This is a genomic window from Mycobacterium sp. VKM Ac-1816D (assembly GCF_000416385.1).
Taxonomy (GTDB): domain Bacteria; phylum Actinomycetota; class Actinomycetes; order Mycobacteriales; family Mycobacteriaceae; genus Mycobacterium; species Mycobacterium neoaurum_A.
In genome coordinates this window covers 137,832-152,359 of sequence record NZ_AOHQ01000138.1, presented here as the reverse complement: position 1 = coordinate 152,359, position 14,528 = coordinate 137,832, and the positions used below count along the sequence as shown (strand labels likewise).

15 protein-coding genes are annotated in these 14,528 nt (G+C 67.9%); 11 read left to right on the top strand and 4 right to left on the bottom strand.

All coding sequences use genetic code 11. The annotated features are described in order from the left end of the window. The first annotated feature begins 14 nt into the window (after nt 1-14). A complete protein-coding gene (gene dapE, locus G154_RS17540) occupies nt 15-1,082 on the top strand; it encodes a succinyl-diaminopimelate desuccinylase (protein WP_019510493.1) in 1,068 nt (355 codons plus the stop codon). A gap of 108 nt (nt 1,083-1,190) precedes the next feature. Continuing rightward, on the top strand, nt 1,191-2,777 hold the full coding sequence (locus tag G154_RS17535; RefSeq protein ID WP_031601636.1) for an ABC-F family ATP-binding cassette domain-containing protein: 1,587 nt from the start codon (nt 1,191-1,193) through the stop codon (nt 2,775-2,777). A 12-nt stretch (nt 2,778-2,789) separates the two neighbouring features. Here the strand turns inward: G154_RS17535 and G154_RS17530 are convergent, their stop codons facing one another. Together G154_RS17530 and G154_RS17525 are read right to left on the bottom strand one after the other, a co-directional pair. After that, complete coding sequence (locus G154_RS17530; RefSeq protein WP_019510491.1) at nt 2,790-3,572, bottom strand: type VII secretion target; 783 nt, start codon at nt 3,570-3,572, stop codon at nt 2,790-2,792. Between the two features lie 68 nt (nt 3,573-3,640). Beyond that, on the bottom strand, nt 3,641-4,861 hold the full coding sequence (locus tag G154_RS17525; protein ID WP_019510490.1) for a hypothetical protein: 1,221 nt from the start codon (nt 4,859-4,861) through the stop codon (nt 3,641-3,643). A gap of 60 nt (nt 4,862-4,921) precedes the next feature. On the opposite strand from G154_RS17525, the gene G154_RS17520 reads away from it, so the two are divergent. From G154_RS17520 to G154_RS17490, 7 genes are all read left to right on the top strand, one after another. Continuing rightward, complete coding sequence (locus tag G154_RS17520) at nt 4,922-5,476, top strand: TIGR00730 family Rossman fold protein (protein WP_019510489.1); 555 nt, start codon at nt 4,922-4,924, stop codon at nt 5,474-5,476. Between the two features lie 9 nt (nt 5,477-5,485). Further along, complete coding sequence (gene fadD6, locus G154_RS17515; protein ID WP_019510488.1) at nt 5,486-7,258, top strand: long-chain-acyl-CoA synthetase FadD6; 1,773 nt, start codon at nt 5,486-5,488, stop codon at nt 7,256-7,258. 102 nt (nt 7,259-7,360) lie between these two features. Continuing rightward, the gene (folP, locus tag G154_RS17510; protein ID WP_192817336.1) at nt 7,361-8,185 is read left to right on the top strand and encodes a dihydropteroate synthase; all 825 of its coding nucleotides are present in this window, start codon (nt 7,361-7,363) and stop codon (nt 8,183-8,185) included. Nucleotides 8,186-8,348: 163 nt separating this feature from the next. Then, nucleotides 8,349-9,257, top strand: a complete 909-nt coding sequence (locus G154_RS17505) for a glucosyl-3-phosphoglycerate synthase (RefSeq protein WP_174241791.1) — start codon at nt 8,349-8,351, stop codon at nt 9,255-9,257. A gap of 44 nt (nt 9,258-9,301) precedes the next feature. Further along, on the top strand, nt 9,302-9,658 hold the full coding sequence (locus G154_RS17500) for a DivIVA domain-containing protein (protein ID WP_023986126.1): 357 nt from the start codon (nt 9,302-9,304) through the stop codon (nt 9,656-9,658). Between the two features lie 11 nt (nt 9,659-9,669). Further along, entirely contained in the window at nt 9,670-10,236 is a 567-nt protein-coding gene (locus tag G154_RS17495) for a DNA-3-methyladenine glycosylase I (protein WP_110807276.1), read from the top strand. Nucleotides 10,237-10,402: 166 nt separating this feature from the next. Further along, the gene (locus G154_RS17490; RefSeq protein ID WP_019510482.1) at nt 10,403-10,570 is read left to right on the top strand and encodes a DUF3117 domain-containing protein; all 168 of its coding nucleotides are present in this window, start codon (nt 10,403-10,405) and stop codon (nt 10,568-10,570) included. A gap of 32 nt (nt 10,571-10,602) precedes the next feature. Here the strand turns inward: G154_RS17490 and glgA are convergent, their stop codons facing one another. Continuing rightward, nucleotides 10,603-11,766: a glycogen synthase gene (gene glgA, locus G154_RS17485; RefSeq protein WP_023986125.1), complete on the bottom strand. Its 1,164-nt coding sequence runs from the start codon at nt 11,764-11,766 to the stop codon at nt 10,603-10,605. A gap of 155 nt (nt 11,767-11,921) precedes the next feature. On the opposite strand from glgA, the gene glgC reads away from it, so the two are divergent. Both glgC and G154_RS17475 read left to right on the top strand, forming a co-directional pair. Further along, nucleotides 11,922-13,136, top strand: a complete 1,215-nt coding sequence (glgC, locus tag G154_RS17480; RefSeq protein ID WP_023986124.1) for a glucose-1-phosphate adenylyltransferase — start codon at nt 11,922-11,924, stop codon at nt 13,134-13,136. After that, nucleotides 13,127-14,332 carry a sensor domain-containing diguanylate cyclase gene (locus G154_RS17475; protein WP_019510479.1) on the top strand — a complete coding sequence of 402 codons (1,206 nt, stop codon included), beginning with the start codon at nt 13,127-13,129 and terminating at the stop codon, nt 14,330-14,332. Before glgC ends, G154_RS17475 begins: the two co-directional genes overlap by 10 nt. On the opposite strand, the gene G154_RS26525 is transcribed toward G154_RS17475, so the two are convergent. Next, the gene (locus tag G154_RS26525) at nt 14,329-14,526 is read right to left on the bottom strand and encodes a hypothetical protein (protein WP_131701320.1); all 198 of its coding nucleotides are present in this window, start codon (nt 14,524-14,526) and stop codon (nt 14,329-14,331) included. The genes G154_RS17475 and G154_RS26525 overlap by 4 nt on opposite strands. Nucleotides 14,527-14,528 lie beyond the last annotated feature (2 nt).

The window sequence follows — 14,528 nt, the reverse complement described above, 5'->3', positions numbered from 1 at the left end:
TACGGTTGACCGTCATGGGGCTAGACCTGCGCGCCGACCCGATCACACTGACCGCCGCCCTGGTGGACATCCCCAGCGAGTCGCGTCACGAGCAGCGCATCGCCGACGAGATCGAGTCCGCACTCCGGGCGCAGGCCCCGCACTTCGAGGTCATCCGCTCCGGCAACGCGGTGTTGGCGCGCACGAACCTGGGCCGCAGCTCCCGGGTGCTGCTGGCCGGGCACACCGACACCGTGCCCGCGGCCGACAATGTGCCAAGCCGTCGCGACGGTGACCTGATGTACGGCTGCGGCACCTCGGACATGAAATCCGGGGACGCGGTGTTCCTGCACCTCGCCGCCACCATCGCCGAGCCCGCCCATGATCTGACCCTGGTCATGTACGACTGCGAGGAGATCGAGTCGAGTGCCAACGGACTGGGCCGCATCGAACGCGACCTACCCGCCTGGCTGGCCGCCGATGTGGCGATCCTTGGGGAGCCCTCCGGCGGTTTCATCGAGGCGGGCTGCCAGGGAACCATCCGCGTCGTGGCCACGGCCGCCGGAACCCGAGCGCACTCGGCACGATCATGGCTGGGCGACAACGCCATCCACAAACTCGGCGCCGTGCTCGACAGGCTTTCCCGGTATCAGGCCCGCAGCGTGGACATCGATGGCTGCGTGTACCGCGAAGGGTTGTCGGCTGTGCGGATCGACGGCGGTATCGCGGGCAATGTCATCCCCGACGCGGCGTCGGTGACCATCAACTTCCGCTTCGCGCCCGACCGCAGCGTCGAGCAGGCGGTGGCGCACGTGCACGAGGTGCTCGCGGGCCTCGACGTGACCTGCGAGACCACCGACGCGGCCGCCGGCGCGCTGCCCGGACTGGCCAACCCCGCTGCGGCGGCACTGGTCGCCGCGGCCGGGGGACAGGTGCGCGCCAAGTACGGCTGGACCGATGTGTCCCGCTTCGCCGCGCTGGGCATCGCCGCGGTGAACTACGGGCCGGGCGACCCGAACCTGGCGCACAAGGTCGACGAACATGTCGACATCACCGCGATCACCGCGACCACCGAGACGTTGCGGGCGTACTTAACCGCTTGACCCGATGGGTAGCATGATTTTCGTGCTGGGAATCGACGACATCTCCGGGTAAGTCCCCGAGATTTCTGCTGTCGTCCACCATCCTCTTCGTCTCCGTGGAGTTCCCGCATGTCTATTGTGCTGTCCCATCTTTCGTTCAACTGGCCCGATGGCACCGTCGTGTTCGACGAGCTGTCGTCTGCGTTCGGCCGTGGCCGTACCGGCCTCGTCGCGCCCAACGGCGCGGGCAAGACCACCCTGTTGCGGCTCATCGCCGGAGAACTGACACCGACCGCCGGCAGCCTCACGGTCGACGGGGTGCTCGGCTACCTGCCGCAGAATCTGCCATTCCTGGCCCGGCACACGGTGTCCGACGTCCTCGGCATCACCGCGGTGCTGACGGCGCTGGATGCGCTGGCCGCAGGCGATGCGAGCGAGCAGGTGTTCGCCGCGATCGGTGACGACTGGGACATCGCCGAACGGTCGCGCGCCCAGCTCGACCGGCTCGGCCTTGCGGACCTGGAGCTGGACCGGCCGCTGTCCACACTCTCCGGTGGGCAGGTGGTCTCACTCGGGCTGACCGCGCAGCTGCTGCGCCACCCTGATGTGCTGTTGCTCGACGAACCCACCAACAATCTGGATATCGATGCGCGGCAACGTCTCTACGCGGCTCTCGACGATTTCGGCGGATGCCTGCTCGTGGTGAGTCACGACCGGGTGCTGCTGGACCGGATGGACGGTATCGCCGAACTGCGGAACGGTGAGGTGTCGCACTTCGGTGGCGGTTTCACCGACTACCAGATCGCGGTGCAGTCGGCACAGGAATTGGCCGAGAACAACATCCGCAATGCCGAACAGGAGCTCAAACGGCAGAAGCAGCAGATGCAGCAGGCCAGGGAACGCGCCGACAAGCGGGCATCCACCGCCAAACGCAATCTCAAGGATGCCGGCCTGCCGAAAATTGTTGCGGGCAAGTTGAAAAGGGATGCCCAGCAGTCCGCGGCCAAGGCCGACGATGTGCACGCACGGCGCATCGGCGACGCCCGAAGTCGCCTCGACGATGCCGAGCGTGCCTTGCGTGAGGATGACCTGGTCGCCCTCGATCTGCCGGAGACCGAGGTAGCCGCCGGCCGGGTGTTTTTCAGCGGAACCGGCTTGTCGTCAAGGGTTTTCGCGGATATCGATCTGGACATCCGTGGCCCGGAGCGCATCGCACTGACCGGTGGCAACGGGGCCGGAAAGTCGACGTTGCTGCGCATCATCGCCGGTGATCTCGAACCCGGTGGCGGCGTCGTGCAGCGTGGCGACGGACGGATCGCCTACCTGTCCCAGCGTCTGGACCTCCTCGAGGAGCGGGCCACGGTGGCCGACAGTCTGGCGGTCTCCGCGCCCGGTCTGTCGATCACCCGGCGGCGGCACCTGTTGGCGCAGTTCCTGTTCCGGGGTGACCGCATCGACCTGCCGATCGCCGCGCTGTCCGGTGGCGAGCGGCTGCGGGCAACCCTGGCGTGTGTGCTGTTCGCCGAGCCCGCGCCCCAGCTATTGCTGCTCGACGAGCCGACCAACAATCTCGATCTGGCCAGCGTCGCGCAGCTGGAGTCCGCCCTGAACGCCTACCGCGGCGCCTTCGTCGTGGTCAGCCACGACCGGACCTTCCTGGACAACATCGGCATCCAGCGGTGGTTGCGGCTGGCTGACGGGGTGTTGGCGACGTAGTCGACGGCCGGCCTAATCCACCTGGGGACGCGTCGGCGCGGGCTGCGCCGGGGCGGGGGCCTCCACCGGCGCCCGCCCGGAACCGTCCTGCCCGCCCTGCGCGTCGGTGGCTTCGGTGCGCTCGCCGGTCTCACCGCGTTCGGCCCGATCGGTCTCCTGGGCCGTATCGGCCTTCTCGGCGACGGCCTTCTCTGCGTCCTTCAATTCGTCGCCGGACGGTAGTTTCACGCCCGCGCCGCCGGCAGCACCCGAGGCACCGGCACCGCCGGCCGCCTGGACGGCCTGCTGGACACCCTGCATGATCTGCTGCGGAACCTGTTGCAACCCTTGGGCCAGGCCCTGCAACGGTGCGGTGACGGACTGGGCGAGCTGGCCGACCTGCTGGCCGACCTGACCCATGATCTGGCCCATCTGGCCCATCGCGTCGGCCCCACCGGCGCCCGCCGCGCCGGCGGCACCCGCCCCGCCGGCACCGGGCTGCCCGCCGTCCAATGCGTCGGCGGCTGCCCGCAATCGTCGGCCGCCTTCCTTGTCGCCACCGGCGTAGGCCCTGGCCGCCTGCTGCAACAGATCCGAGATCGTCGATGCCGAGGTGGAAGTGGCGCCCATGGCACCGCCGCGCCCGCTCAGTGCCGTTCCCAACGCGGTGCTGACCGACGCCGCGATGGCGCCGTGGCTGTTGTTCAGGCCGGTGCCGTCGAGAGCGGGCAGCCCGACCAGCCCCGAGTTGACGTCCGAATGCGTCTGCGCATAGTTACGCACCCCGTCGGTCTGGACGGAAAACTGATCGGTCATGAGCGGCCCCCGTTCGATATCGCCATAATTCTATGGCGGCACCACGGCGGTGAGCTGCACGAATCTGGTCAGCTCCGACCGGCCTGCCGCGCCGCGTCGCGGGCGGCCGCACCCCAGCCCAGGCCATCCCACCGCGCGGCCACAGATTCGAGTCCGGCGATATCGCCTGACGACAGCGCCTGCGCATGCTCGGCGGTCAGCCTGCCGAACACACATTCACACGACACACCGGCGACCGCCTCGGCGGCGCGGGTGTCACCGAGACGGACCGCATCGTGCAGCGCCCGCAACGCCACCGCGTGTTGCCCGCCGCGCAACGCCGCGCGCGCCGCCTCGCGGGCGGCCCGCACCGCGCCCGGCTGATCCCGTCGGGCCGCCGCCGTCCAGGCCTTGGCGAGCGCCAACTCCGGGGCGAACAGCATGGACTTCAAACCGTGCCGGGACTCTGCCCGCGACAGGGCCTTGGCGGCGTCGACCGCCCGCCCCTGCTGAGCGTGCGCCTGCGCCAACAACATCCACGCCAGCTGCCCCCACGAGTATCCGGTCGTCGACAGCGCCGGCGCCGCTTCCCGCAACGCCTCGACCGCCTCATCGAGCACCCCGCGTGCCAGTGCGATATCGGCGCGCAGCACCAGCGCGATCGCCCGCGACGGCCCGGTATCGCAGACCAGCCCGTCGGCCACGTCGTCGGCGGCACCGATGTCACCGGTCAGCAGCCGCGCGGTGATCTGGCCATAGGTCGAGGTGAAGCGCAGCACTCCGGGGTGCCCGGCCGCGCCAGCCCGGGCGGCCAGTCCATCGACCTGGTCGAACCGGCCCATCCTGGCCGCAGACAGCCCGGCGGCCGCCGCGGCCCAGCCGACCGCACGATCCTCGGCGTGGTCGCAGGACAGCACCGACTCGGCGATGTCCAGCGCCCGCTGTGGGCTACCGGCGTTCATCGCGAACGTGCACAGCAACGCATCGATCGTCACCGCCGAAGACAGCCGGCCACGGATCGCCCGCAGGAATGCCGTTGCTCGTTCTGGCTGGTCGAGCATCCAGAACTGATTGGCCGCCCGCGGCAGCGCCCACGCGATGAGGTCTGCGTCGCCGAGACCAGCGGGATCCACCCGCGCCAAGACCGTGTCGGCATCGGTGCCGCGGCCCTGCCAGGCCAGCGCCTGGGCCAGGATCAACAGGGCGGGTAACGACGTGCCGTCGGCCAGCGCGCTGCGCGCCTGTTCCTCCGCAACGGCCAGGTCACCACGGGCCAGCGCCGCAGCGGCAGCGTCGACCAGATCCGGCACAGCCGCAGTCTAGGGCGAATGTCGATGGAACCTCGGCGAAACCGTCGGTACGTTCTACCCGTGCCCGAAACCCGCCCCTGGGCCGTCTGCGTGTACTGCGCATCCGGCCCCACCCATCCCGAACTGCTCAAACTCGCCGGCGAGGTCGGACGGTCCATCGCCGACCGGGGCTGGACCCTGGTCTCCGGTGGCGGCAACGTCTCGGCGATGGGCGCCGTCGCCGACGGTGCCCGCCAGCACAACGGAGCCACCATCGGGGTCATCCCGAAGGCGCTCGTCCACCGCGAACTTGCCGACGTCGACGCCGACGAACTGGTCGTGACCGACACCATGCGGGAACGCAAGCAGGTCATGGAGGAGCGTGCCGATGCCTTCATCGCGCTGCCCGGCGGGATCGGCACGCTCGAGGAGTTCTTCGAGGCATGGACGGCCGGCTACCTGGGCATGCACGACAAGCCCATCATCATGCTCGACCCGTTCGGCCACTACGACGGTTTGCTGACCTGGCTGCGCGGCCTTGTCGCGACCGGTTACGTCAGCGAAGGTGCGCTGGACCGATTGGTGGTCACCGCCGATGTTGAGACGGCTCTCAGCGCATGTAGCCCGAATCACTAAGGTGTGGTCATGAGTGACGACACGACGCGCACCAGCGTGGGACTGCTGGAAATCGCCACCAAACTCCCAGGCTTCCTCCGCGATGCGCCTGCCATTGCCCGCGGCGTCCTGACCGGCATGAGTGCCCGGCCTTCGGCCAAGACGTCCATCGGCAAGGTGTTCCAGGAACGCGCCGCACAGTACGGCGACAGGGTGTTCCTGAAATTCGACGATCAGCAGATCACCTATCGCAAGGCCAACGAGACGGTCAACCGATACGCGGCGGTGCTGGCGGCCAAGGGTGTCGGCCACGGCGACGTGGTCGGCATCATGCTGCGCAACTCGCCCGACTCGGTGCTGTTGATGCTGGCGACGGTCAAGTGCGGTGCCACCGCGGGCATGCTGAACTACCACCAGCGCGGCAACGTGCTGGCGCACAGCATCGGTCTGCTGAACGCCAAGGCGATCATCGCCGAGTCCGATCTCGTCGAACCGATCACCGAGAGTGGGGTTCAGACAACCGGTCTGACCACTCTGGAGGAGATGCGCCAGGCCGCCACCACCGCGCCCACCACCAATCCGGCGACCACCGCCGCGGTGCTGGCCGGGGACAAGGCTTTCTACATCTTCACCTCCGGCACGACCGGTATGCCCAAGGCCAGCGTCATGACGCACTACCGCTGGCTGCGCGCGTTGGCCGGCTTCGGCGGACTGGGGCTGCGGCTCAACAGCAGCGACACCCTGTACTGCTGCCTGCCGCTCTATCACAACAATGCGCTGACGGTCTCGGTCGGTTCGGTGCTGAACGCGGGAGCCGCACTGGCCCTTGGCAAGTCGTTCTCGGCATCACGCTTCTGGGATGACGTCATCCGGTTCGACGCCACCGCGTTCGTCTACATCGGCGAGATCTGCGGATATCTGCTCAACCAGCCGCCCAAGCCCACCGACCGGGCGCACAAGGTGCGCGTCATCGTCGGCAACGGGTTGCGGCCGGCCATCTGGGACCAGTTCGTCGAGCGGTTCGGCATTCCGCGGGTCTGCGAGTTCTACGCGGCCAGCGAGGGCAACACCGCCTTCGTCAACGTCTTCAACGTGTCCAAGTCCACCGGTATCTGCCCCAGCCCGGTGGCCTACGTCGAATACGACCTGGAATCCGGCGAACCCGCCAGGGGCCCCGACGGGCGGCTGCGCAAGGTCAAGCGCGGCCAGCCGGGTCTGCTGCTGTCCAAGGTCAGCAGTTTCCAGCCGTTCGACGGTTACACCGACAAGTCCGCCTCGGAGAAGAAGCTGGTCCGCGACGCGTTCAAGGACGGCGACGTGTGGTTCAACACCGGCGATCTGATGCGCGCGCAGGGATTCGGCCACGCCGCCTTCGCCGACCGGCTCGGGGACACCTTCCGCTGGAAGGGCGAGAACGTCGCCACCACCGAGGTGGAGGCCGCCATCTCGGCCGACAGCCAGGTCGAGGAGGCAACCGTCTTCGGCGTCGAGGTGCCCGGGGCCGGCGGGCGCGCGGGCATGGTGGCGCTGCAGCTCAAGGACGGCCAGGAATTCGACGGCGCGGCGCTGGCCAAATCGGTCTACGCGCACCTGCCGGGGTACGCCGTGCCGCTGTTCGTCCGGCTCGTCAAGGAGTTGGCGCACACCTCGACGTTCAAGAGCCAGAAGGTCGAGCTACGCAAACAGGGCTACGGCGAGGAGGTCGAGGACCCGCTGTACGTGCTGGCCGGCAAGGACGAGGGTTACGTGCCGTTCTACCCCGAGTACGTCGACGAGGTCGTCGAGGGCAAGCGTCCCAAGTAGGTGATTCGGCGCGCGCCGGGGGCAGTCCTCGCGCACGGCTAGCCTGGTCGTGTGCAGCGGACCTTCCTCGGCCGCCCGGTCGCCGGTGACCGGGCCCTGATCATGGCGATCGTCAACCGCACACCCGACTCCTTCTACGACCGCGGGGCCACCTTCTCCGACGAGGCGGCCAAGGAGGCCACCCACCGCAAGATCGCCGATGGCGCCGACATCATCGATATCGGCGGGGTCAAGGCCGGGCCCGGTCAGACCGTCGATGCGGACGAGGAGATCGCCAGGGTCGTGCCGTTCATCGAATGGCTGCGCGGTACCTACCCCGATCAGCTGATCAGTGTCGATACCTGGCGTGCCGCGGTGGCCAAACAGGCCTGTGCGGCGGGCGCCGACCTGATCAACGACACCTGGGCCGGTGCCGATCCGGGCCTGCCCGAGGTCGCCGCCGAGTTCGACGCCGGGCTGGTCTGCTCACACACCGGTGGCGCGGTTCCGCGCACCCGGCCGTTCCGGGTCCACTACGGCGTCACCGAGCGCGGTGTGGTCGACGATGTCATCGCCGAGGTGACCGCCGCGGCCGAACGGGCGCAGGCGATCGGTGTCGCCAGAGATCGGATCTTGATCGATCCGACCCACGATTTCGGGAAAAACACTCATCACGGTCTTAGTTTGTTGCGCCACGTAAAAGATCTTGTAAACACGGGATGGCCGGTCCTGATGGCCCTGAGCAACAAGGATTTTGTCGGGGAGACTCTGGGTGTGGGACTGACCGAACGCCTGGAGGGCACGCTGGCGGCGACGGCCTTGGCCGCCGCCGACGGAGCCGCCATGTTCCGGGTGCACGAGGTCGGCCCCACTCGACGCGTACTGGAGATGGTCGCGTCGATACAGGGATCGCGTCCGCCGACGCGCACGGTGAGGGGACTGGCATGACGTACAGCGAGCAGCCGAACGCGAGATTGCACATGACACCCAGCGAGCAGCCGAAGGTGGGCTTGCGCATGACACCCAGCGAGCAGCCGAAGGCGGATCGCGCATGACTCTGATATCTGAGCTGACACCAGAACTGACCGATATCGACAAGACTGATGCGGTGGTGGGACACCCGTGGTTCGCAGACCACAGCTTCGGCCGTCCTGCGTGGACGGTCGAGGAACTCATCGAGGCCAAACGGGGCCGCACCATCTCGGTGGTGCTCCCGGCGCTCAACGAGGAGGAGACCGTCGCATCGGTGGTCGAGACCATCACCCCGCTGCTGGGCAACCTGGTCGACGAGCTGATCGTGCTGGACTCCGGTTCCACCGACGACACCGAGATCCGCGCGGTGGCCGCTGGTGCCCGGGTGATCAGCCGCGAAACCGCCCTGCCCGAACTGGCGCCGCGGTCCGGCAAGGGTGAGGTGCTGTGGCGCTCACTGGCCGCCACCACCGGTGACCTGGTGGTCTTCGTCGACTCGGATCTGATCGATCCCGACCCGATGTTCGTCCCCAAGCTGTTGGGTCCGCTGTTGACCGTCGACGGCGTGCACCTGGTGAAGGGTTTCTACCGGCGCCCGCTCAAGGTCAGCGGCAGTGAGGACGCCAACGGCGGCGGGCGGGTCACCGAACTGGTCGCGCGCCCGTTGTTGGCCGCCCTGCGCCCCGAGTTGACCTGTCTGTTGCAGCCGCTGGGCGGCGAGTACGCAGGCACCCGTGAACTGCTGACCTCGGTGCCGTTCGCACCCGCCTACGGTGTGGAGATCGGCCTGCTGGTCGACACCTACAACCGGTACGGGCTGGACGGTATCGCGCAGGTCAACCTGGGGGTGCGGACACACCGCAACCGCCCGCTGACCGAACTGGCCAGCATGAGCCGACAGGTGATCGCCACCCTGCTCAACCGCTGCGGGATCGAGGACTCCGGGATGGGGCTGACGCAGTTCTTCGCCGACGGCGACGACTACACGCCCCGCACGTCGGGGGTGTCGCTGGCCGACCGGCCCCCGATGAACACACTGCGCCCGTAGGTCGTCGCACAGGCTTGTCACACCGGTAGGGCAGTATCGATATCGTGACGCTGATATTGATGTACCTGGTGGTGCTGATCCTGGTCGGCGCGGTGTTGTTTGCCATCGGAAGTGTGCTGTTCGGTCGCGGTGAGCAGCTGCCGCCGCTGCCGAAGGCCACGACGGCGACGGTCCTGCCCGCCTCGGGTGTCACCGGCGCCGATGTCGACGCGGTGAAGTTCACCCAGACCCTGCGCGGATACAAGACCAGCGAGGTCGACTGGGTGCTGGACCGCCTCGGTGCCGAACTCGAGTCGGTGCGTGGCGAGTTGGCGGCATTGCGGGCCGCCTACGGTGTCGAGGACCCGACCACGTTCCCGGCCGAGCACGAGGCCGCCCACGCGCGCAGCGAGCAGTCGTGACCGCCGCGGAGGTGGACACCCGGGTTCGATGCGGTTGGGTGCCAACGGATTCGGCGCCGAATTCGGTGCTCTACCGGGAATACCACGACACCGAGTGGGGCGTGCCGTTGCGCGGCGAGCGTGCCTTGTTCGAGCGCGTCAGCCTCGAGGCGTTCCAGAGCGGGCTGTCCTGGTTGACCATCCTGCGTAAGCGTGACGGGTTCCGCCGCGCCTTCGCCGGGTTCGACCCCGAACAGGTCGCGCGCTTCACCGATGCCGATATCGCGCGCCTGATGGATGATGTCGAGATCGTGCGCAACCGCGCGAAGATCGAGGCCACCATCAACAACGCGCGTGTCATCGGCGATCTCGACGTCGACTTCTCGGATTTGCTGTGGTCTTTCGCGCCGGCCCGGCGGCCCCGCCCGGAGGTGATGGCCGACGTCCCAGCGGTCACTGCGGAATCGACCGCGATGGCCAAGGAACTGAAGCGTCGCGGCTTTCGCTTCGTGGGGCCGACGACGGCCTATGCGCTGATGCAGGCGACCGGGATGGTCGACGACCATATAGCGACGTGCTGGGTGCCCGGTGCAGGCTAGCTCGCCTCGATCCGGTCACGTTCCGTCAGTTTTGCCGGGTCTTTTCACACCGCGCCGTCGCGATAGGGAACAATAGGATGAGTTCACTGGCAATTCTGTGCCGGCACACGCCGGTCTTGATCGGGTCCGTTTCACAGCGGGCCGGCTCACGCGGAGGGAGCACACGATGGCGGCGATGAAGCCCCGGACTGGAGACGGTCCATTGGAAGCGACCAAGGAGGGGCGCGGCATCGTGATGCGGGTACCACTGGAAGGCGGTGGACGGCTCGTCGTAGAGCTGACCCCCGCTGAGGCGGCCGCCCTCGGCGACGAACTCAAAGGCGTCACCAGCTAGGGCTACGCCCTCGGTATCGCGCTGACCGTAGGTCAGCGCGATACAGCTTCGTAGATGCGAAGCGTCTGCTCGGCGATCTGCGCCCAGGAGAATTCCTCGATGCACCGCTGTCGACCGGCTGCGCCGTAGCGCCGGGCGCGCTCGGGATCGGCGACGAGGGCGTTGACGGCACGGGCCAAGCCGTCCTCGAAACCGCGGGCATCCGCGGCGTCGTAGTGGACCAGCAGCCCGGTGCTGTTGTCGGCGACGACCTCGGGGATGCCGCCGACATCGGAGGCGACGACCGCGGTCCCGCAGGCCATCGCCTCCAGGTTGACGATTCCCAGCGGCTCGTAGACCGACGGGCAGACGAAAGCGGCTGATGCGGAGAGAATTTCGCGGATCTTGGGTACCGGCAGCATTTCGCGCACCCAGAACACCCCGGATCGCGCGGCGCCGAGCTCCTGCACGGCCGCGCTGACTTCGGCGGCGATCTCTGGAGTGTCCGGGGCACCCGCGCACAGCACCAATTGAATCGCGGGATCGAACTTGTGGGCGGCGGCGACCAGGTGTGCCACGCCCTTCTGCCTGGTGATGCGCCCGACGAATGCCACGATCGGGCGGGACGGATCGACGCCGAGCTCGGCGAGTACCGAGGCGCCCGGTTCGGGCGCGGCCGGATACCAGACCTCGGTGTCGATCCCGTTGCGCACCACGTGCACCCGGTCGGAGTCCAGCGCCGGGTAGGTGGCCAGAACGTCGTTGCGCATCCCGGAGCTCACGGCGATCACCGCGTCGGCCGCCTCCACGGCGGTGCGCTCCACCCAGGAGGACACCCGGTATCCGCCGCCGAGCTGCTCGGCCTTCCACGGCCGCATCGGTTCCAGCGAATGGGCGGTCAGCACGTGCGGAATGTCGTGGAGCAGCGCCGCGAGGTGCCCGGCCATGCCGGTGTACCAGGTGTGCGAATGCGCCACCGTTGCAGACGCGGCGGCGTTGGCCATCACCAGATCCGCCGACAGCGTGGACAGCGCGGGATTGGCCGACTGTAGTGCGGGGTCCGGCTGGGCGACGATCGCGGTATCGCGCGGAGCGCCCATACAGTGCACGTCCACCTCGCACAATCGGCGCAACTGCGAGACCAGCTCCGTCACGTGCACACCGGCTCCACCGTAGATCTCCGGCGGATACTCCCGAGACATCATCGCCACCCGCATGGTGTGCACGGTAACGGGCAGGGGCGGGCCGGCGCACCCCTGTGCGCTTTCTGGACATCGCGTGGATGTCGCGACGGGCCCAAACACCTTGACATGCAGCCTGTTGTTCGGGCGATTGGCTAGCCGCACCGCGGTCAGCCCGATAGGTTGGGACCATGAGGGAAGCGCCACATGTGCTGGGCATCGTCCTCGCTGGGGGGGAGGGTAAGCGCCTTTACCCTTTGACGGCGGACCGGGCGAAGCCCGCGGTGCCTTTCGGCGGCGGATATCGGTTGATCGACTTCGTACTGTCCAATCTGGTGAACGCGCGGTTCCTCCGCATCTGTGTACTCACGCAATACAAATCGCACTCGCTGGACAGGCATATCTCGCAGAACTGGCGACTGTCCGGATTGGCCGGTGAATACATCACCCCCGTTCCGGCGCAACAGCGTCTTGGACCGCGGTGGTACACCGGATCGGCCGACGCGATCTATCAATCGCTGAACCTGATCTACGACGAGGACCCGGACTACATCGTCATCTTCGGTGCCGACCACGTCTACCGGATGGATCCCGAACAGATGCTCGCGCATCACATCGAGAGCGGTGCCGGCGCGACAGTCGCCGGCATCCGGGTCCCGCGGTCGGAAGCGTCGGCGTTCGGCTGCATCGATGCCGACGAATCGGGTCGCATTCGCAGCTTCATCGAGAAGCCCGCCGACCCGCCGGGCACCCCGGACGATCCGGAACAGACCTTCGCCTCGATGGGCAACTACATCTTCACGACCAAGGTGCTCATCGACGCGATCCGCGCCGATGCCGACGAGGACCATTCCGACCACGACATGGGCGGGGACATCATCCCGCGACTGGTGGCCGACGGGATGGCTGGCGTCTACGACTTCGACGACAACGAGGTGCCCGGCGCCACCGAACGTGACCACGGGTACTGGCGTGACGTCGGAACGCTGGACGCGTTCTACGACGCCCACATGGACCTGGTTTCGGTGCACCCGGTGTTCAACCTGTACAACAAGCGCTGGCCGATTCGCGGGGGCTCGGAGAACCTGGCGCCCGCCAAGTTCGTCAACGGCGGTTCCGCTCAGGAATCGGTGGTCGGTGCGGGAAGCATCATTTCCGCGGCGTCGGTGCGCAACTCGGTGCTGTCGTCGAATGTGGCCATCGAAGACGGCGCGATCGTCGAGGGCAGCGTGCTGATGCCCGGGGTGCGGATCGGTCGGGGCGCGGTGGTGCGGCGAGCGATCCTGGACAAGAACGTCGTCGTCGGCCCCGGCGAGATGGTCGGTGTCGACCTGGACAAGGACCGCGAGCGATTCTCCATCAGCTCCGGCGGTGTGGTGGCCGTCGGCAAGGGTTTGTGGATCTGACCGACCGAGGCGCGTCGTTCCTCGACACGCTCTGCCGAACGGTCCGGACGGCACTGGATTGTCGGCATGCGATGGTGCTCGGCGATCGGACCGACATCCCATCGAGCGCGGTGTTCATCGACGACGCGTCGGGTCAGGGGTACCCGGTGCCGAGCGCGCTGGGCGAGGCCAGGTTCGTCGCCGCCGTGCCGGTGATCATCGATTCGACCGCCGAGCGCGCGCTCTGGGTCGCCGACCCGCAGCCGCGCACCATCACCGCCGGTCTGCGGGACCAACTCGAGGCGTTCGGATCGTTGGCCGCCCATCACCTGCAGCTGACGGCCGCCGCGGGCCTGTACCGGCTGGTTGCCGAGAACTCGGCGGACACGCTCATCCGCGGCAGCATGGACGGCATCCGCCGCTACGTCTCGCCCTCGATCCGCTCGCTGCTGGGCTACGAGGCCGCCGAGTTGGTCGGTGAACGGGCCAGCGATATCACCCACCCCGATGACGTCGGCGCCTTCGGGCGCAAGATGCTGGCGATGCGAGAGGGTCAGGTCGACAGCTTCACCACCGAGCACCGGATGCGGCACAAGGACGGCGGCTGGGTGTGGATCGAGGCATTCGTCCGCGTCACCCGGGATGCCGTTACCGGTGAGCGTGACGGTTACGTGGTGTCGGTGCGCGACACGTCGCGCCGTAAAGAGCTCGAAGAACAATTGGTGCACAACGCCTCCCATGACCCGCTGACCGGCCTGCCGAACCGGGCGCTGCTCTACCAACGTCTCGCCGAACACATCGAGCGGGCCGCACCGTTCGCGCTGCTGTGCATCGATCTGGACGGGTTCAAGCAGGTCAACGACCAACTCGGGCACAGTACGGGCGATATCGTCCTGACCACGGTGGCGAAGCGGCTGGTTGCCGGCGTGCGGACCGGCGATACGGTGGCGCGCCGAGGCGGTGACGAGTTCGTGGTCATCCTGTGTGACGCACCGCTACCCGAATCCGCAATGGCACTGGGACGCAGGCTCATCGACACCGTTTCGGCCCCGATGACGGTCGGCGATTGGACCGGTGCCGTGGGTCTGAGCGTCGGGATCGCCATCGCCCGCGCGGCGGACGACGCCGAGGAACTCCTGCTTGCCGCCGACCGGGCGATGTACGAGGCGAAGGCGGCCGGCCGCAACGGGTGTCGGCTCGCCGACATCGGTCACTAGTACGTCGGTGACTGGTTCGCCGTCCGGGCTGCGCGAGCAGGCTTGTCGTGCCGCGGTACCTGGGGCAGGTCCGTGATCTTGCGGCCCCGGCCCGCCACCGTGGCCAGCGAACGACGGCATTTCGGGCAGATCGGCTTACCGGCGATGTCGACCGTCCACTTCTTGCCGCTGCCCGGACACGCTCTGTCTGCCATGC

Excerpts from the sequence above, each read along its gene's own strand:
- fadD6 (WP_019510488.1), top strand. The coding sequence starts at position 5,486 with ATGAGTGACGACACGACGCGCACCAGCGTGGGACTGCTGGAAATCGCC.
- G154_RS17530 (WP_019510491.1), bottom strand. The coding sequence starts at position 3,572 with ATGACCGATCAGTTTTCCGTCCAGACCGACGGGGTGCGTAACTATGCG.
- G154_RS17535 (WP_031601636.1), top strand. The coding sequence starts at position 1,191 with ATGTCTATTGTGCTGTCCCATCTTTCGTTCAACTGGCCCGATGGCACC.
- G154_RS26525 (WP_131701320.1), bottom strand. The coding sequence starts at position 14,526 with ATGGCAGACAGAGCGTGTCCGGGCAGCGGCAAGAAGTGGACGGTCGAC.
- dapE (WP_019510493.1), top strand. The coding sequence starts at position 15 with ATGGGGCTAGACCTGCGCGCCGACCCGATCACACTGACCGCCGCCCTG.
- folP (WP_192817336.1), top strand. The coding sequence starts at position 7,361 with ATGGCGATCGTCAACCGCACACCCGACTCCTTCTACGACCGCGGGGCC.
- glgC (WP_023986124.1), top strand. The coding sequence starts at position 11,922 with ATGAGGGAAGCGCCACATGTGCTGGGCATCGTCCTCGCTGGGGGGGAG.
- glgA (WP_023986125.1), bottom strand. The coding sequence starts at position 11,766 with ATGCGGGTGGCGATGATGTCTCGGGAGTATCCGCCGGAGATCTACGGT.
- G154_RS17490 (WP_019510482.1), top strand. The coding sequence starts at position 10,403 with ATGGCGGCGATGAAGCCCCGGACTGGAGACGGTCCATTGGAAGCGACC.